Origin of the sequence: Pseudoxanthomonas sp. LH2527 (assembly GCF_022539275.1) — a bacterium.
Lineage (GTDB): Bacteria > Pseudomonadota > Gammaproteobacteria > Xanthomonadales > Xanthomonadaceae > Pseudoxanthomonas_A.
On sequence record NZ_JAKZBW010000007.1, the window covers coordinates 127,894 to 145,238 of the forward strand.

Sequence of the window (17,345 nt, forward strand, 5' to 3'; positions counted from 1 at the left end):
CGTGCTCAGCGCTGGCAGTGCCCGCACCAGACCGTGGCGCGCTGGCCGATGCTGGCCTGCCGCATCGGGCGGCCGCAGCGCGGGCAGGGTTCGCCGCCGCGGCCATAGGCCGACAGTTCCTGCTCGAAGTACCCCGGCGCCCCGTCCGGGCTGAGGAAGTCGCGCAGCGTGGTGCCGCCGCGGGTGATGGCATAGGCCAGGATGGCCTTCACCGCGTCCGCGAGCGCGCCGTAGCGTTCGCGCGAGACCTTGCCGGCGGCACGCAGCGGCGAGATGCCGGCACGGAACAGGCTTTCGGCCGCATAGATGTTGCCCACGCCCACCACCACCGCCTGGTCCATCAGGAAGGTCTTCACCGGCGCCTTGCGGCCACGGCTGAGGAAAAACAGGTAATCGCCGTCGAAGTCGTCCGACAGCGGCTCCGGCCCCAGTCCCTGCAGCAGCGGGTGGGTTTCACCGACCGGCTGCCACAGCAGGCTGCCGAAACGGCGCGGGTCGTTGAAACGCAGGACGCGGTGTTCTTCGCCCTGCAGCGCGATGTCGACATGGTCGTGCGCACCCACCGGCGTGTCCGCCGGCAGCACGCGCAGGCTACCCGACATGCCCAGGTGCAGCAGCGCGCTGCCGGCCGCCGTGTCCATCAGCAGGTACTTGGCGCGGCGGCGCACGGCGTCGATGCGCTGTCCCGGCAGGTCGCGGGCCACCTCCGGCGGAATCGGCCAGCGCAGGTCGGGACGGCGCAGCGTCACCGCCGTGATCCGCCGGCCTTCGACATGCGGCGCCAGTCCGCGGCGCGTGGTCTCGACTTCGGGCAACTCAGGCATGGGTCACCGCCGCGCTGTAGAAATCGCCCTCGCGGCGCACATGCACCCGGCCGCCGAAGGCATGGCTCAGGTGCGCATCGGTCAACGTGGCCGCGCGATCGCCATCGGCCTGCAGTGCGCCGTCGCGCAGCAGCAGGACGCGGTCGATCTCCGGGATGATCTCCTCGATATGGTGGGTCACCAGCACCAAGGTGATGCCGCGTTGCGCCAGTGTGCGCATCAGGTCCAGGAAGTGCTGCCGCGCCACCAGGTCCAGGCCGGCGGTGGGCTCGTCCAGCAGCAGGGCCTCGGGCTGGTGCACCAGCGCGCGCGCGATCAGCACGCGGCGCATCTCGCCGGTGGACAGTTCGGCGACCTGGCGGTCGGCCAGGGCGGCGGCGTGCACGTCGTCGAGTGCACGCTGCGCGCGTGCACGCATGTCGGCGTCGACCTGGCGGTGCGGTGGCAGCACGAAGCTGGAGAAGTACCCGGTGACCACCGCGTCCTCGACACGCAGGTGCGTCATCTGCTGCAGGTCGCGGGTGAGGTCGCTGGTCACCAGGCCCAGCCGGTTGCGCAGCTGGCCGACGTTCCAGCGGCGCAGGCCGAACACCTTCACCGGCGCCTCGCCCTCGCGCGCCAGCGGGTACAGCTCGCGGTTGATCAGTTTGATTAAGGTGGATTTCCCGCAGCCGTTCGGCCCCAGGATGGCGGTGTGCCGGCCGAGCGGAATGGTCAGCGACAGGTCGTGCAGCACGCGGGTGGCGCCGCGCACGACCGTGGCGCGGTCCAGCTCGAACAGGGGCGCGGCGGAGGCGGCCGTGGCAGGGGAGGCGGGCAGGTTCATCGGAACGGGCAGGGCAGGTGCGCAGCCAGCGTACCCGAATCCGCCGGCCGGCCAACGGCCGCGTGCGCGTTGCAGCGACCGCGTCACGCGCGCCGTGCCCGCCGACCCTACAATGCCGGCATGCATCGCCTTCTTTCCCTGTTCCTCGTCGCCTGCATGCCGCTGACGGCATCGGCCCAGGTCACCGCCACCGGCGAATACCTGGCGCGCATGGACAGCGACCGCGACGGCCGCGTCGGCCTGGCCGAATACCAGGCGTGGATGAGCTATGCCTTCGACGGCATGGACCGCAATCGGGATGGCGTGCTGTCCGCCGACGAACTGCCCGGCGGTCGCGGCAAGCCGATCACCCGCGAGGCGCATCTGGCGCAGCTGGCGGACCGCTTCAAGCGGCAGGATGTCGATCGCGACGGCTTCCTCGGCGAGAAGGAACTGGCGGCGCCGCCACGCTGATCGCCGTCAGGTGTGCAGCAGGCGGCCGCCTGCGAACGCCCAGTTTTCCCACGTCGTTTCCTTGAAGCAGACCATGACGTTCTCCGGGTCGCGACCGGCGGCCTGCAGGCGTTGCATCAGGTCGGCGAGCAGCGCCTTCTTGACCTTCACGCTGCGCCCGGCGGACCACAGGATCTCGATCAGCACGAAGTCGCCGTCGCGCGCACCGGCCACGTCGGGATACGAAGCGTCGTAGCGGAAGTCCTCCGCCGGCAGCTCCAGCACGCGCTGGAAGCGGTCGGTGGCCGGCACGCCGGAGGCGACGAGCGCGGCATGCACGGCATCGAGCACGGACGCCTTGAAGGCGGCATCCTTCGGCGTGCGGACGGTCACGGTGACCAAGGGCATGGCGGACTCCGGTGCGGTGGGAACGCCAGCTTATCCGTCATGGACGCGCACAAAAGAAAACGCCGGCCACGAAGGCCGGCGTCGGGTTGCCGGCCCCGGGAGGGGCCGGCGGGGGGAGGAACGGCTACTTGGTGATGTCGACGTGGTTGGTCTCGCGCAGGAACAGCGTGCCGATGATCAGCGTCATCACCGCGATGCCGATCGGATACCACAGGCCGTAGTACAGGTTGCCCGTGCCGGCCACCAGCGCGAACGAGATCGCCGGCAGGAAGCCACCGAACCAGCCGTTGCCGATGTGGTACGGCAGCGACATCGAGGTGTAGCGGATGCGGGTGGGGAACAGCTCCACCAGGTAGGCGGCGATCGGGCCGTAGACCATGGTCACGTAGATCACCAGCACCCACAGCAGGAACAGCGTCATCGGGATGTTGATGCGCGCGGTATCCGCCTTCTCCGGATAGCCGGCGCTGGTCAGTGCGCCCTTCAGCGCCGCACCGAACTCGCCCGACTTCGCCTTCAGATCGTCCTTCGACAGGCCGGCCGCTTCGTACGAAGTCACCGCGGCGCCGCCGACCTGGACCTGGGCCACTTCGCCCGCCGGACCCGGCTGGATCTCATGCGGCACGCCAGCCTTGGTCAGCGCGGCCGTGGCCACGTCGCAGGAGCTGGTGAACTTGCGGATGCCCACCGGATCGAACTGGAAGCTGCAGGTGGCCGGATCGGCGACGACGACGGCCGGCGACGACGTGCGGGCTTCATCGATGGCCGGGTTGGCGTAGTGGGTGATGCCCTTGAAGATCGGGAAGTAGGTGATCGCCGCCAGCAGGCAGCCGGCCATGATGATCTTCTTTCGGCCGATCCGGTCCGACAGCCAGCCGAAGAACAGGAAGAACGGCGTGGCCAGCAGCAGCGCACCGGCGATCAGCAGGTAGGACACGGTCGGATCGACCTTGATCATGCTCTGCAGGAAGAACAGCGCGTAGAACTGGCCGCCGTACCACACCACGGCCTGGCCGGCGGTGGCGCCGAACAGTACCAGCAGCATCAGCTTCAGGTTGCCCCCCTGCAGGCTGTCGCGGAACGGCTTCTTCGAGCCCTTGCCCTCGGCCTTCATCTGCTGGAACAGCGGGGATTCGGCCAGCTGCAGGCGGATCCACACCGAGATGCCCAGCAGCACGATCGAGCCCAGGAACGGAATGCGCCAGCCCCAGTCCTCGAACGCCTCGGTGCCCAGGGTCAGGCGGCAGGCCAGGATCACCGCCAGCGACAGGAACAGGCCCAGCGTCGCGGTGGTCTGGATGAACGCCGTGTACAGGCCACGCTTGCCGGGCGGCGCATGTTCGGCCACGTAGGTGGCCGCGCCACCGTACTCGCCGCCCATCGCCAGGCCCTGCGCCAGGCGCAGGATGATCAGGATCACCGGCGCGGCGAACCCGATCGTCGCGTAGTTGGGCAGCACGCCCACCAGGAACGTTGAGATGCCCATGATCAGGATGGTGACCAGGAACGTGTACTTGCGGCCGATGCGGTCGCCCAGGCTGCCGAAGAAGGCCGCGCCGAACGGGCGCACGAAGAAGCCCGCCGCGAACGCCAGCAGCGCGAAGATCATGCCGGTGGTTTCGTTGACGCCGCTGAAGAACTGCTTGGCGATGATGACGGCCAGCGAGCCGTACAGGTAGAAGTCGTACCACTCGAAGACGGTGCCGAGACTCGAGGCGAAGATGACCTTCTTGTGGCCCTTCGTCAGCTCGCCCGACGACGCATGCTGCGCAGACGTGGAACTCATGTGCATTCCCCTCAGAACGTGTATTTGACGGTGGTGTGCAGACGCTTCAGGTCGCCCTCGCGGTCGTCCTCAAGCGAGCGCTGCCCGTAGATGAGCTCCGCGCCGATATCCAGTTTCGGGAACGGCGAGTAGATCAGGTTGGCGTGCATCGACTGCGTGCGCTCGGTGACGCCGAAACCCGTCAGCGCGGCGTCGTTGTCGAAATGCGAGGCCGCGTACATCAGGTTGGTGCGGATCTTCGGACTGAACACATGGCGCCAGGCGACGAAGCCGCCGTAGCCGTCCAGCGCCGCGATGTCGCCATTGGCTTCGGTCACCACGTCGCTGCCCACGCCGAAGGCGAGGTAGCGGCCGATGCCCTGGCCGGCGTTCACCGCGTAGCGGATGTCGTCGCTCTTGCCCAGGTTGAACTTGCCCGAGACGCTGACCGAGGCGCCGGTGTCGGTCTCTTCCAAGGCCTTGAACTGGCGCACCATGCCGGCGACGGTGAAGTGGCCCCAGTCGCCCTTGGTCAGCCAGCGCGCGGTGAGGTCGGGCATGGCGTTGTCGCCGCTGTTGAAGCGGGTGCCGGTGCGGTACGGCGTGACCGTGGTCTGCGGGTTCTCTGCCGAGAACGACCACGCGCCCTTGGTGTAGCGCACCTGGGCCTGGCGCACGAAGATCGTGCCGTCGGTGGGGCCGACGAAGTCGACCGCATCCGGCAGTGCAGCCACGTCCATGAAGTTGGACCAGGTCTGGCCGGCCAGCCAGCTGTTCCAGGTCACGTAGGCATGGCGCAGGCTGACGGCATAGGTATTTGTCGCGGTCTCGTTGCCGGCCAGCGCGTTGCTGCCGCCGCCGAAGAAGTCGGCTTCTACGTAGGTCTTGAACTTGTCCCCGCCCTCGGTGACGTGGTCGGTGCTCAGCCAGAAGCGCGAGAACTGCGCGTGGAAGTCGGTGTACGCATCGCCGCCATCCGCGCCCGCGCCGCCCACCGGGATGGTGCTGGGCACGTAGAACAGCCGACCGGAATTGCCGTCGGCGATCCGCCCATCGCTGGTGTCGGTGACCATCGCGTCCATCTTGATGAAGCCGCCGTAGGAGAACGTGGTCCCCGGGTTGGCGGCGGTCAGGATGGTGGTGGACTGGATCGGCTGCTTGCCCGCCGGTGCCGCGGGCTTGGCGGCCTGCGCCGCCTGCACCTGGGTCACCTGTTCCTGCGTGGTGGTGATCTGGGTCTGCTGTTGCTGCTGCGACGACAGCAGCAGCTGCACCTGGCGCTCCAGGTCGGCGACGCGCGCCTCCAGGGCTTTCTCCTTGGCGGTCTGTGCGAAGGCCATGCCTGGTGCGATCAAGGCGACGAACAGCGCGGCAGCCAATGGCCGTCGCGCGAATGCGGAACGTTGGGTCATAACCCCTCCCGAAAGGTCGATGGCCGCATTGCGCGGCTGACGGAGACTTGCGCCTGCAAGCCGGCGACGCCTATTCGCCATTAGTCGTATCTGCGTGCCCGGGAACACAAACCCTTGCCCACAAAGGCGTGCGACGTTCTGTCGCAGTGCGCGCCACCGGTGTTTTAAGACCATCGTCTAAGCCGGATGCTGCAATGCCGCACGCCGGTATGCGTCAAACTCGGTTCCTCGGATGCGTCGCCGTCGCCCTCGCAGGCGTGCGCCAACCGGCCCCATTGATCCAGAATCGACGCTTCACTTGAACGTCCCGGGAGGACCTCATGACTGACCTGTATCCGGTCGAGCCGGCATTCGCGGCCAAGGCCCGCATCACGCGCGAGCAGTACCAGCGCGACTACCAGGCCTCGATCGACGATCCCGATGCCTTCTGGGGCAAGGCCGCCGAGCGGCTGCAGTGGTTCAAGAAGCCGACCCAGATCAAGGACGTCAGCTACGCCCTGGACGACTTCCACATCCGCTGGTTCGCCGACGGCGAGCTCAACGCCAGCGTCAACTGCCTGGACCGCCAGCTGGCCACGCGCGGCGACAAGATCGCGCTGCTGTTCGAGCCCGATGGCCCGGACACGCCGTCCTACGGCGTCACCTACCGCGAGCTGTACGAGCGCACCTGCCGGCTGGCCAACGCGTTGCGCGCGCTGGGCGTGCAGAAGGGCGACCGCGTCACCATCTACCTGCCGATGATCCCGGACGCGGCCGTCGCCATGCTGGCCTGCGCGCGCATCGGTGCGATCCACTCGGTGGTGTTCGGCGGCTTCGCGCCCAACTCCATCGCCGACCGCGTGGCCGACTGCGGCAGCAAGCTCATCATCACCGCCGACGAAGGCCTGCGCGGCGGCAAGAAGGTGCCGCTGAAGGCAAACGTCGATGCCGCACTGAAGCTGCCGGGCACGAACTCCGTAGAAACGGTCCTGGTCGTGCGCCACACCGGCGGCGCCGTCGACATGCAGATGCCGCGCGACCGCTGGTTCGACGCCGTGGTCGATGCGCAGCCGGCCGAGTGCGAGCCCGAGCGCATGAATGCCGAGGACCCGCTGTTCATCCTCTACACTTCCGGTTCCACCGGCAAGCCGAAGGGCGTGCTGCATACCACCGGCGGCTACCTGCTGTATGCCGCGTACACGCACGAAGCCGTGTTCGACCTGCGCGAGGACGACATCTACTGGTGCACCGCCGACGTCGGCTGGGTCACCGGCCACAGCTACATCGTCTACGGTCCGCTGGCCAACGGCGCCACCGCGGTGATGTTCGAAGGCGTGCCCAACTACCCCAGCGTGTCGCGCTTCTGGGAAGTGATCGACAAGCACAAGGTCACCATCTTCTACACCGCCCCCACCGCCATCCGCGCGCTGATGCGCGAGGGCGAGGCGCCGGTGAAGAAGACCTCGCGCGCCTCGCTGCGCCTGCTGGGCAGCGTCGGCGAGCCGATCAATCCGGAAGCCTGGCGCTGGTACCACGACGTGGTCGGCGACGCGCGCTGCCCGATCGTCGACACCTGGTGGCAGACCGAGACCGGCGGCATCCTGATCACCCCGCTGGCCGGCGCCATCGACCTCAAGCCCGGCTCCGCCACGCTGCCGTTCTACGGGGTGCGGCCGGCGCTGGTCGATGCCAGCGGCGAACAGCTCGACGGTGCCACCGAAGGCAACCTGGTGCTGCTCGATTCCTGGCCGGGCCAGATGCGCACGGTGTATGGCGACCACCAGCGTTTCATCGACACCTACTTCCGCACGTATCCGGGCACCTATTTCACCGGCGACGGCTGCCGCCGCGATGCCGATGGCTATTACTGGATCACCGGCCGCGTCGATGACGTCATCAACGTCTCCGGCCACCGCATCGGCACCGCCGAAGTGGAGAGCGCACTGGTCGCACATCCCAAGGTGGCCGAGGCCGCGGTGGTCGGCTTCCCGCACGACATCAAGGGTCAGGGCATCTACGCCTATGTCACCCTCAAGGCCGGCGAAGCGCAGAGCGATGAGCTGTTGAAGGAGCTCGTGGCCTGGGTGCGCAAGGAGATCGGCCCCATCGCCACCCCGGACCACCTGCAGTGGGCGCCGGGCCTGCCGAAGACGCGCTCGGGCAAGATCATGCGCCGCATCCTGCGCAAGATCGCCGAAAACGCACCCGAGCAACTCGGCGACACCTCGACGCTGGCGGATCCGTCGGTAGTCGACTCACTGGTGGCCGAACGCAAGGTGCGGTGAGGCAGGAGTGAGGGTAGAGGAGTGAGAAGTGAGTAAAGGCAAAAGCACTTCCACCCGACTATCCTGACGCCGCACCCCTCACTCCTCACTCCTCACTCCTCACTCCTCCCTCCTCCCTCCTCCCTCCTCCCCACTCACTTCTCGCTTCCCCATGCCCACCCTGCTGATCGCCGACGACCATCCGCTGTTCCGCGAAGCCCTTCGCGGTGCGGTGCAGCGCGTGATGCCCGGGGTGAAGCTGCACGAGGCCGACAGCGTCGACGCGCTGTACGTGCTGGTCGATGCGCATCCGGATGCGGACCTGCTGCTGATGGACCTCAACATGCCGGGTGCGCACGGCTTCAATGCGCTGGTGCACCTGCGCGCGCTGCATCCGCAGCTGCCGGTGGTCATCGTGTCGGCGCGCGAGGAGCCGGCGGTGATGCGTCGTGCGCTGGATCACGGCGCGCTCGGTTTCATTCCCAAGTCCGCCGATTCGGACACCATCGGCCAGGCCATCGGCGCCGTGCTCGACGGCGAGCGCTGGGTACCGGACGAGGCGCACAACGCCCCTGCCACCAGCCGCGACGAGCAGGAAACCGCGCAGCGGCTTCGCGACCTCACGCCACAACAGTTCAAGGTGCTGCAGATGCTCGGCGCCGGCCGGCTCAACAAGCAGATCGCCTACGACCTGGGCGTGTCCGAAGCCACCATCAAGGCCCACGTCACCGCCATCCTGCGCAAGCTGCACGTCACCAACCGCACCCAGGCCGTGCTGGCCGCCGGTCGTCTGGCGGTGGATCCGGATGGCATCGTGCTGCCGCCGGAAGAAGCGGAGTAGCGACCGGCCCGCACGCGACTCAGGGACGTGGCGCGCGCGTCCAGCCGACCACGATGTTCAGGTGACCAGGCTCGCGCTTGAGACGGAACGGACGTGCTTCCACGATGACGTCGCGGATCGCAAAGCCGAATGCCAGCACGCCGGCAGTCAACCCACCGGCAAGCAGGGGACTTAGCGGTACCGCCGCGCCGATCGGGCTACCCAGCAGCGCCAGTCCCGCGACCACGCCCGCCACACCCACCGTCGACTCGGCGCACAGGCACAACGCAGTCCGCGCCGGTCCACCCGTGCCCGGCTGGCGGCGCTGCGACAGCAGCCACAGATCGCGCACCAGCCCCTGCAGCAAGAGCAGGCAGGACGCCACCAGCAACAACACGCCTATGCTCGCGGAGCTCGGCAAGCGGTCGCCCAGCAGACCCACCACGAGGCCAAGCACCGGCACCAGCGCAAGTTCGGTTTGTTCCGCACGGGTCATCGGGGCATCTCCTTCCTCGTGGTCGTGCGGGTCATACGGGCCGGACGGTGCGTTGGATCACGGCGTGACCGCCCCGGCCAGGAACTCTGGCGGGCAGCGCCTGCGGTTCCCCACATACGGCGTGGTCATCGCTATGGGTGATCGCGTCCGGATGTCTACGAAAGGCTGGTCGGTCCAGGCTTGAATGAAATTGTTGGGCCCGACCGCATTTCTGTGGGTGGTGAGCCGATGACCAGTCTGCACTATCCGCGCCTGTCTGAGAGGATCCTGCCCAGGATGTACAGCAAAGCTCCCGTCACGCCGAAGCCAGTGACAAGCAAGCTCCTGATCTCGTCGCTGGGTGAAGGGTCCTTGGCAAGTCCGGTCAAAAAAAGGAGTGTCGCTACCGCAACGAGTGCGAGCCCAGCTTTGCAGAACGCGTTGAGTGAATCGCCGGAGGAAATGTTCATTTTTCTGGTCTTCCATGAAATTGAATGAGCGTCCTGCCATCTGAGTCGAGCCGATCCGCGAAGCGGGTCGGCTTGAATGAAGTGTTAGGCGCTATGCCGCGCCGTGTCATTGATTGTTGCGCATGCGCCATTGAATAGATCATAGACGTCAACGGATTGTCCCTGCTCAATACGCTTGGATATTGATGTCATTGGGAAAACAAGAACAGATGTACCGTCAAGCCTCAGCGCAGGGTCGCGGCCATACTTGTCCTCTACCGCGACCCAGCTCAGGCCCAAGTGCTGAGCCAACGCGTCCCCGAATGCAATGCCAAGGCACTGTAGCTTAAGTGTGTCTTCTGAGTTAACCCAGCCATTTGAAAGAATTGCATCAACAACGGCTAGCTTGCCCTCAACAGTGTCGTACTTGTGCAGATCTTGAGGCTCGTAATGATTCCTCACCCAGTCCCGCTTTGCCGCCACGTCGGAAGAATCTTCCTGATTCAGAGCTTCGATGATCTGATCCATAGCGCCTAACACCAGAGTTAAGCCGACCCGCGAAGCGGGTTCGGCTTGAATGATTTGTTAGGCCCTATGTCCATCAAACCAAGGCACAGCGTGGTCTTTGACGACTCTCTCAAGATCTTGTAAGCAGCGATCATAGGTGCTCCACGTCAGTGCATTGAATCGTAAGTGATAGTGGTAGCCGTTAGCGTTTTTTAGCTTTTCGCTATCTAGCCATGCCTTTGATGAGGGGCTATCTGGTGCCTTAATAATGAACTCTGCCCTGATGCTTACAGAATTGTTGATTGGGGCACCATAGCTGCTGCCAGATCGGTGGAGATGAACTATCTCTACAAGCGCTCCATGTGGCCGGTGCCAAGATCTACTGCCAGAGCGCGTGCGAGTAAACCCAAGAGCTTCAGCTACAGGGTTGAAGTCCTTGCATAAGCGCTGCATCCCGGCCTTGACGAGTTGAGATGAGGATGGCTCTGTAGTGTCCATAGGGCCTAACACCAGAATTAAGCCGACCCGCGAAGCGGGTTCGGCTTGAATGAATCGTTAGGCGTATTGCTAGGACTGGACACGCCACCCTTCTTGCTCGTATGCGGCCACGCGGCTTTCAAATTCTTCTGATGTACTGAAAGGAGCCTCATCTGCCTCGACATGGCATAGAAATCGCTGCCTCTCCTGGCCCCAAACAACTGATGTTATTGCAGAGCTTACCCACGATTCGGTCGAGATAACGAGTCCAATGAATGGCGCGAAAGGCATTTGTACGGAATGCCCCATAAGAGTGCCACGAAAGCCACCATCACATCGGATGACATGCTTTAGAACCAATGCTGAGAAAGACTGATTCATACGCCTAACACCGGAATCAAGCCGACTTGGCCGCGCTAGCGGACAAGTTCGGCTTGAATGAATTGTTAGGCCTCAGGCTACACCCGAGACTTGCGCGCGACAAGCCAGGCGCCGAGCACCAATAGAACTGCACCGACAGAGACATGAAGGACAAGCTGAGTCATTGAGGGTGGCGAGCCAAAGGGATTGGAGTCGTTGGAGAGTTGTGTGGCTTGCGGGTCAGCAACGGCAAACAGGCCGAAGATGACGATGCCTAATCCGAGCGCAGAGACTACATAGCCAATTGCCTTAGCGACAGATCTCATGACGCGTGCTCTTGAGGCCTAACACCGGAATTAAGCCGACCCGCGAAGCGGGTTCGGCTTGAATGATTTGTTAGGTGCCAACCGGTTGGCCGGCACCCTTGCGCTTTGCGATGAACCAGATGATGGCAGAAGCCAACAGCGTTACGCCCCACAGCGGAACGTAGAAGAGCCAAGCAAGGCCAGACTCGTGCCCGGGGACTGCCAGTAGTACCCACAGCTGAAAGGCAATGAGCAACCCGTTGAGCTATGAAAGCACCCATAGAAGTGCAGGGTGTCGGGCTTTGCGCCAAATGGCCAGTACGCTGACTAGCAGTAGCGGCAAAGCCATGAATAGATAATTGGACAACAGGTATTTGAGGCCAGAGGTGCGGCCGTTATAGAGCCCAATCGCTACGTAAAGCGCGGCCGGCACACAAAGCTGCAGCGCAACCCACCCTGGAAATCGCATTGATTTCGCCATTGCTAACACCAGAGTTAAGCCGACCCGCGAAGCGGGTTCGGCTTGAATGAATTGTTAGGCCCTAGAACCAAAATGCCAAAGACCACGCCAAAAGTTATGCACATCCGAATCTGCCGCCTGATCACCGTCAGCGCCTCGGCATGGCCTGAGAGCTTATCGTCAAGGACCCTGTCCGCATACTGTTTGACGCGCAAGAGGCCGAGGACATTGATAGCGAGGAGTACAGGAACCACCCACCAGAACTCAGCGAGTCGCGGGTTGTACCGCAGGACCAACAGGCCAATACCCATGATGAGATATGCGGAAGTTGAGGCGATGAACTGCCTAGGCTTGCCCAGTTTGGACCATGCATCTTGCAACGAGTGTAGCGTGGCTATCTTTTTCTCATTACCCGCCGCACGCTCGATGAATGCGGATGAGTCGACTCTGATGAAGCAGCCGATCAGGAACACCAGCCCTACTGCGGTACAGAGGAGACCGAGCGCGAGGACTAACATGAAATCTCCATCTAGGGCCTAACACCGGAATTAAGCCGACCCGCGAAGCGGGTTCGGCTTGAATGATTTGTTAGGGCGCGCCACGGCATGCCCAATGTTTCTTGACCAGATCAATGTAGTGTCCCGAGAGGTCTGATGCGACATCTCCCGAATCGACTGCCTGCAAGAACTCTGATGGCAAGGAGCCGGGACCAACGCTTGTGACGAGCTCACGAACTTTGGCAAGTCCGGCCGCGCGCTCTGACTCAACCTGCTCCACGTTGTGGCGAGAGTAGTCGATACCCTTGTCGTTATAGAAGGCAAGATTTGACAGAGCCCGTAGCAATTTTGATCGCTCGTCGAACGGCCACATAAGCGCCCTAACACCAGAGTTAAGCCGACCCGCGAAGCGGGTTCGGCTTGAATGAATTGTTATGCGCGCCAAGGTAAACCCGAAGCCCGCGACCCGCAACGGGTCCGGGAGAGCAGGGAGCACGGACAAGGCGTCCGCAAGCCCGGGGCATGTCGAGGCCGGCAAAGGCCGAAGCCGACAGCGCCGCCAATCCGAAAGTCATGAGGCCCTCCATATGCCGAGCGGCGCGAACGCGATGCGTCCGAAGCCGAGTGAAGCGAAGCTGGGAAACATCAGTGGTCTCGATGTGTCAGTAAACGATCAACGCCGAAGCCAACTACGCAGCGGAAGTCGTCGCATCACCGAAGCCGACAACACCAACACTCCTGCCCACGCATAACGCCTGAATTAAGCCGACCCGCACTGGGTTGGCACCGAAGCCGATAGTACCCAGAACGACCCGAAGTTAGGAAACCTGATGCGGGTTCGGCTTGAATGAATTGTTAGGCCGCAGGTCCCGTAACTCGCCGTCACGACCGAGAGGGGATGAGCGGGTCCCAGACTATTTGCAGTACAGCTGTGCAAACAAAGCCACCAATCAAAACTATAAGCCCAAATGGCTGCCCTATAAATGTCCCTAAAAACATGCCGAAAAGCATTGGTATGCCGCATATGAGATGGGCAATCCAAGTGACAGAAACAGGCTTTAAACAAGATCTGCAATATGTAGATGGGAAAGGCCCCAGAAACACCTTTCTCAGTTTTGACATTGCGGTCTTTCCACAATGGGGACAAGTGAGGCCAGTCGCCGTTGGCTTTTCCGATCTTGGGGCAGCGTATGGAGTGTTGCTCATGCGGCCTAACACCGGAATTAAGCCGACCCGCGAAGCGGGTTCGGCTTGAATGAATTGTTAGCGCCCGCCAACGGAAACACCGAACATCCGAGTGACAGGGCCGGTAACTAGCGCTCCGATGATTGAACACGGTGTGCCCCACAAAAGGACCGCTACATAGATCATTGATGCGCCGCCGCCGGCATATGGGCGGACGCAATCAGTGTAATAGGCAAATACAAGCCACGGTGCAAACAGGAGGCACGCCCCGATTGATCTCAATGGGTTTGCCGTGGCAAGTGAAATGATTGCTGGGAGCAGTGGAACCATCAGAAAGACGCCCAAGACTGCCAGGAAAGAGAGAACGCCATGGTCATAGCAAGCAAAGCTATTGAACGCTTGAATGGCAACGACGCCGAGAATGGCGGCGATTCCGGAAAGGATGGCTCGGTTACGACTAATCACCATAGGGCGCTAACGCTTGAATTAAGCCGACCCGCGAAGCGGGTTCGGCTTGAATGAACTGTTAGGGGGCGTGCCGCGATATGCCAGCACTACGAAAGAGATGCCAGTCGCTGCGGAGATTAGTATCGGCACCCACATGAGTCCCTGATAGAGCCCGCCGACAAGAAGCAGGAAAACACTGGGAAGCATTGCAATGAAAAGGGCGACAGCCGGCCCAGCAACGCGTATCCGCAGGCAGTACCACATGAGGGGAAGGGCATAAACCAGGAGCACCAATGCCGCGAACATGTACGCAATGAACGACGTAAACAATGAGTCCACGACAAGAGTCGCTGCCTGCGACCAAGACGATGAATGAAATGCCGCGAGAAGGATGGAGTACAGGAGGCTCCCCGCGAACACGCCAATCAGCGTGGAAATGAACAGGTTGCGGTACGGACGATTGGGTTGCCGGGTTACCAGACTCACTTAGCCCCCTAACACCAGAATTAAGCCGACCCGCGAAGCGGGTTCGGCTTGAATGAATTGTTAGGCGGCCAGAAGTAGAGCAAACCACAAACGAATCCAGCTACACCGCCTGGAAGCATGCCTAGTTGAAGCCCATCACTTAAAGATTGCACGTTGTAGGGTGTTGACGCTAAGAAAAAGGCCGCAGCCACCATTCCTATGGCACCGCATACCGGCCCGCCCAGATACCTCCGTAATCTGTAGCGCATAGTCCACGCAACCAGTCCCGTTGCCAAAGCTGGCGCCAAGCCGATTGCATAGGCAAATGTAAGCAGACCTAGCAGTAGAGAGGGCTTTAAGGCAAGGCCAGCCGGGTCTTGAATGGCAACGCAGATCAGTCCAATCAGTGGCCCGACAAGCCCGAACACGAGGAAAGCTCTTAGCAGGCTGGCAATCATGTTGGTTTGGCCGCCTAACACCAGAATTAAGCCGACCCGCGAAGCGGGTTCGGCTTGAATGAATTGTTAGGCCGCAGCCGGGACGCCGAAACGCACAGCGAATGGATACGGCTTACCCATGAGGTCAACCATGCCGGATATGTCAACGGACGATTGGCCAATGAAAACGGACAAATCTGAGATGAAACAGTGCTCCATGAAATAGAGTCCAGCCTCGCACTCATCTGTATCTGGCTCCTCGATGGTAAAGGAGGCGCCAGCATCCTCCGGAATTGGCAAGTCTCCCAGATACAAGCGAGGAGGGTAGGTGGCCCATGAGAATTCACCACGTTGATCCCGCTCTAGCAGCTGCTGAAACAGCAACTCATTCCCGGCCACGTTGACTGACAGGAATCTTTCTCCGCCATCCTCCGCGAGCGAGAAACGCAGGCTCGTCTTTTCAATGCCGAAATCTTTATTGCCGATGGTGAAGATGTTTGTCATGCGGCCTAACGCCAGAATTAAGCCGACCCGCGAAGCGGGTTCGGCTTGAATGAATTGTTAGGCCTCATGGCCAGTAGCCTCCGAGAGCCTCGCCTGAAAATTGGTTGCCAGCATCCGATCTACTGCGCTAAGAGCCTCGGCGGCCTGCTGCGGATCAAACGTGCCGCCGTGCAGAACAGCGTCAGCCTGATTGTGAAGCGCATATGCAAGATGCGCTGCAGCGCGGACGGCCGGGTCAGGAGTGTCACCGCTACCTAAGTGGTGTGCGAGCAACAGCCGAATCTCGTAGACGGCGAACGCCAGCACTTGGTCTTGTGTGACGGTCATTCGGATGTTGCTCCTTGAGGCCTAACACCGGAATTAAGCCGACCCGCGAAGCGGGTTCGGCTTGAATGATTTGTTAGGTGCCATTGCCGCCACCGAAGTGGTTGTAGCAAACCACCGCCACCAATGCTACGACTAGCGCAATTAAGCCTACGCCCTCAATGTCCAGATCTGCATTGAGAATCTTGCGACGCCAAGATGGCACAAGGAGGCAGGGCGACACCACCGCTAGGCCAGCGGCTAGGCTCGCGAGGCCGAGCCAGAAGTTGAACTGCCAATGTCCCCATAGCTCACTGAGCATCTGATATGGCACCTAACACCAGAATTAAGCCGACCCGCGAAGCGGGTTCGGCTTGAATGAATTGTTAGACCGCACCGCACCTACCAATGCAAGAACCGTCACTCCTACAGCTAGCCAGAAGCCACCTTTCACGGCGCTCCACAATTGCACGCTGGCGAAATACAAGCCTACACAAAACACGATTGATGCGAAGAAGCCAAACCACGCGCGGCGATAGAGCAAGAGCACTGCGACGGCTCCGACGGCGCAGGTCGCGGCCCAGAGCAGCTTTGCCCAGACGGAAATCCCCCACATAGCTAGGAACTCAGGCTTTGCCGGAAAGAACTTGAAGAACAGGTCGAGTGTAACCAGAAGGTGCATGGCAACCAGGGCCGCCAGAAACAACGCGGCTAGTCTACTTGCGAAGGGCGTATTGGCTTGCATATCTCTCCTGTGCGGTCTAACGCCTGAATTAAGCCGGCCCGCAGCAGGGCGGCGACTGAATGCAAATATAGCCGAAGGCGTGCACTTAGGCGCCGCCCTGATGTGGGCTCGGCTTGAATGAATTGTTAGGCCGCACTACTGCACAGAATGCCGCGCCAGACAGAAGCCCAGATACAAGCCCTAGCCCTGCAAATACCCAGAGCGGCTTATATAACTGAAAGCTAAGCGCCCAAAGCCCTGTGAGGACACCAGCGCCCGCCGCGGCAGCACCACCGCACACGTATAGAAAGTTTAGACGTCCGTGTTTTTGGAGCCAGAGTACGTAGGGCAGGCCAAATAAGAGCGAGACTGGAATACTCACCATAAGACCGAAGGCGTAAACGATGAAGGCGGTGGCAAAGACATCGCCCACATCAAAACTGGTTGGCTCAGAAAGAAGACCATACATAAAAAATCCGGTGGGCGCGGCGAGTGTGGCTGCCGCGATTCCCATGAGTGTATTTCGTAGTGTGGGAGTGTCCACGCGGCCTAACACCGGAATTAAGCCGACCCGCGAAGCGGGTTCGGCTTGAATGAATTGTTAGAGCGCGCCAGCATGAACTGCCAGCCCTAGCAGGAATATGATGAGGCCCGTCGAACCAATCAGCACAGAGCCGCGTGTCACTTGCTCGACGGGATGCTGGCGATAGTAGACGGGGACAGTGATCAACGCCCAGCCAACGCCGCAAACAATGAGTCCTGGTTTGCCAGAAAGAAACCCCGAGCCAAGAAAAGCGCCGGCAAAAAGAACGCTAACTGCAACCATCAAAGCAGATGTAAGCCAGTGAGCTGCATTGAAGACCTTTGGTATCACGCGTTGTGCCATAGCGCTCTAACACCGGAATTAAGCCGACCCGCGAAGCGGGTTCGGCTTGAATGATTTGTTAGGGCTCAACCGTGACATCTGCGAATCCTGCGGCACGGAGTACCCCTGTGACCTTGCCAACGATTGGGTCATTG

The 17,345-nt window shown here is 62.0% G+C and carries 16 protein-coding genes; 4 read left to right on the forward strand and 12 right to left on the reverse strand.

What is annotated here, in order from left to right; genetic code table 11:
- Nucleotides 1-5 precede the first annotated feature (5 nt).
- Together mutM and MMG85_RS06140 are read right to left on the reverse strand one after the other, a co-directional pair.
- Nucleotides 6-824 carry a bifunctional DNA-formamidopyrimidine glycosylase/DNA-(apurinic or apyrimidinic site) lyase gene (gene mutM / locus MMG85_RS06135; RefSeq protein WP_241045230.1) on the reverse strand — a complete coding sequence of 273 codons (819 nt, stop codon included), beginning with the start codon at nt 822-824 and terminating at the stop codon, nt 6-8.
- A complete protein-coding gene (locus MMG85_RS06140; protein WP_241045231.1) occupies nt 817-1,650 on the reverse strand; it encodes an ATP-binding cassette domain-containing protein in 834 nt (277 codons plus the stop codon). The genes mutM and MMG85_RS06140 overlap by 8 nt, the downstream gene beginning before the upstream one ends.
- Nucleotides 1,651-1,770: 120 nt before the next feature.
- Between MMG85_RS06140 and MMG85_RS06145 the strand changes: the two genes are divergently transcribed.
- Entirely contained in the window at nt 1,771-2,103 is a 333-nt protein-coding gene (locus MMG85_RS06145) for a hypothetical protein (RefSeq protein WP_241045232.1), read from the forward strand.
- Nucleotides 2,104-2,109: 6 nt separating this feature from the next.
- Here MMG85_RS06145 and MMG85_RS06150 read toward each other — a convergent pair whose 3' ends face one another.
- The 3 genes from MMG85_RS06150 to MMG85_RS06160 form a co-directional block, all read right to left on the reverse strand.
- Complete coding sequence (locus MMG85_RS06150; protein ID WP_241045233.1) at nt 2,110-2,490, reverse strand: tautomerase family protein; 381 nt, start codon at nt 2,488-2,490, stop codon at nt 2,110-2,112.
- A 124-nt stretch (nt 2,491-2,614) separates the two neighbouring features.
- A complete protein-coding gene (locus tag MMG85_RS06155; RefSeq protein WP_241045234.1) occupies nt 2,615-4,276 on the reverse strand; it encodes an MFS transporter in 1,662 nt (553 codons plus the stop codon).
- A gap of 11 nt (nt 4,277-4,287) precedes the next feature.
- Entirely contained in the window at nt 4,288-5,667 is a 1,380-nt protein-coding gene (locus MMG85_RS06160) for a DcaP family trimeric outer membrane transporter (RefSeq protein WP_241045235.1), read from the reverse strand.
- A gap of 320 nt (nt 5,668-5,987) precedes the next feature.
- On the opposite strand from MMG85_RS06160, the gene acs reads away from it, so the two are divergent.
- Complete coding sequence (gene acs, locus MMG85_RS06165; RefSeq protein WP_241045236.1) at nt 5,988-7,931, forward strand: acetate--CoA ligase; 1,944 nt, start codon at nt 5,988-5,990, stop codon at nt 7,929-7,931.
- 151 nt (nt 7,932-8,082) lie between these two features.
- Nucleotides 8,083-8,751, forward strand: coding sequence for a response regulator transcription factor (locus tag MMG85_RS06170; RefSeq protein ID WP_192203304.1), 669 nt, complete (start codon nt 8,083-8,085; stop codon nt 8,749-8,751).
- Nucleotides 8,752-8,770: 19 nt separating this feature from the next.
- Here the strand turns inward: MMG85_RS06170 and MMG85_RS06175 are convergent, their stop codons facing one another.
- Nucleotides 8,771-9,226, reverse strand: a complete 456-nt coding sequence (locus tag MMG85_RS06175) for a hypothetical protein (RefSeq protein WP_241045237.1) — start codon at nt 9,224-9,226, stop codon at nt 8,771-8,773.
- Nucleotides 9,227-9,454: 228 nt separating this feature from the next.
- Between MMG85_RS06175 and MMG85_RS06180 the strand changes: the two genes are divergently transcribed.
- A complete protein-coding gene (locus MMG85_RS06180) occupies nt 9,455-9,703 on the forward strand; it encodes a hypothetical protein (RefSeq protein WP_241045238.1) in 249 nt (82 codons plus the stop codon).
- Nucleotides 9,704-9,759: 56 nt separating this feature from the next.
- Here MMG85_RS06180 and MMG85_RS06185 read toward each other — a convergent pair whose 3' ends face one another.
- The 6 genes from MMG85_RS06185 to MMG85_RS06210 form a co-directional block, all read right to left on the reverse strand.
- Nucleotides 9,760-10,182 carry a DUF3806 domain-containing protein gene (locus MMG85_RS06185; protein ID WP_241045239.1) on the reverse strand — a complete coding sequence of 141 codons (423 nt, stop codon included), beginning with the start codon at nt 10,180-10,182 and terminating at the stop codon, nt 9,760-9,762.
- Between the two features lie 1,616 nt (nt 10,183-11,798).
- Nucleotides 11,799-12,281, reverse strand: a complete 483-nt coding sequence (locus MMG85_RS06190; protein ID WP_241045240.1) for a hypothetical protein — start codon at nt 12,279-12,281, stop codon at nt 11,799-11,801.
- Between the two features lie 2,600 nt (nt 12,282-14,881).
- Nucleotides 14,882-15,298, reverse strand: a complete 417-nt coding sequence (locus MMG85_RS06195) for a hypothetical protein (protein WP_241045241.1) — start codon at nt 15,296-15,298, stop codon at nt 14,882-14,884.
- Nucleotides 15,299-15,355: 57 nt separating this feature from the next.
- Complete coding sequence (locus MMG85_RS06200; RefSeq protein WP_241045242.1) at nt 15,356-15,625, reverse strand: hypothetical protein; 270 nt, start codon at nt 15,623-15,625, stop codon at nt 15,356-15,358.
- 322 nt (nt 15,626-15,947) lie between these two features.
- The gene (locus MMG85_RS06205) at nt 15,948-16,346 is read right to left on the reverse strand and encodes a hypothetical protein (RefSeq protein WP_241045243.1); all 399 of its coding nucleotides are present in this window, start codon (nt 16,344-16,346) and stop codon (nt 15,948-15,950) included.
- Between the two features lie 580 nt (nt 16,347-16,926).
- Nucleotides 16,927-17,211, reverse strand: a complete 285-nt coding sequence (locus MMG85_RS06210; protein WP_241045244.1) for a hypothetical protein — start codon at nt 17,209-17,211, stop codon at nt 16,927-16,929.
- Between the last annotated feature and the right edge of the window lie 134 nt (nt 17,212-17,345).

Coding starts and splice junctions, on each gene's coding strand:
- mutM (WP_241045230.1), bottom strand. CDS start 824: ATGCCTGAGTTGCCCGAAGTCGAGACCACGCGCCGCGGACTGGCGCCG.
- MMG85_RS06140 (WP_241045231.1), bottom strand. CDS start 1,650: ATGAACCTGCCCGCCTCCCCTGCCACGGCCGCCTCCGCCGCGCCCCTG.
- MMG85_RS06145 (WP_241045232.1), top strand. CDS start 1,771: ATGCATCGCCTTCTTTCCCTGTTCCTCGTCGCCTGCATGCCGCTGACG.
- MMG85_RS06150 (WP_241045233.1), bottom strand. CDS start 2,490: ATGCCCTTGGTCACCGTGACCGTCCGCACGCCGAAGGATGCCGCCTTC.
- MMG85_RS06155 (WP_241045234.1), bottom strand. CDS start 4,276: ATGAGTTCCACGTCTGCGCAGCATGCGTCGTCGGGCGAGCTGACGAAG.
- MMG85_RS06160 (WP_241045235.1), bottom strand. CDS start 5,667: ATGACCCAACGTTCCGCATTCGCGCGACGGCCATTGGCTGCCGCGCTG.
- acs (WP_241045236.1), top strand. CDS start 5,988: ATGACTGACCTGTATCCGGTCGAGCCGGCATTCGCGGCCAAGGCCCGC.
- MMG85_RS06170 (WP_192203304.1), top strand. CDS start 8,083: ATGCCCACCCTGCTGATCGCCGACGACCATCCGCTGTTCCGCGAAGCC.
- MMG85_RS06175 (WP_241045237.1), bottom strand. CDS start 9,226: ATGACCCGTGCGGAACAAACCGAACTTGCGCTGGTGCCGGTGCTTGGC.
- MMG85_RS06180 (WP_241045238.1), top strand. CDS start 9,455: ATGACCAGTCTGCACTATCCGCGCCTGTCTGAGAGGATCCTGCCCAGG.
- MMG85_RS06185 (WP_241045239.1), bottom strand. CDS start 10,182: ATGGATCAGATCATCGAAGCTCTGAATCAGGAAGATTCTTCCGACGTG.
- MMG85_RS06190 (WP_241045240.1), bottom strand. CDS start 12,281: ATGTTAGTCCTCGCGCTCGGTCTCCTCTGTACCGCAGTAGGGCTGGTG.
- MMG85_RS06195 (WP_241045241.1), bottom strand. CDS start 15,298: ATGACAAACATCTTCACCATCGGCAATAAAGATTTCGGCATTGAAAAG.
- MMG85_RS06200 (WP_241045242.1), bottom strand. CDS start 15,625: ATGACCGTCACACAAGACCAAGTGCTGGCGTTCGCCGTCTACGAGATT.
- MMG85_RS06205 (WP_241045243.1), bottom strand. CDS start 16,346: ATGCAAGCCAATACGCCCTTCGCAAGTAGACTAGCCGCGTTGTTTCTG.
- MMG85_RS06210 (WP_241045244.1), bottom strand. CDS start 17,211: ATGGCACAACGCGTGATACCAAAGGTCTTCAATGCAGCTCACTGGCTT.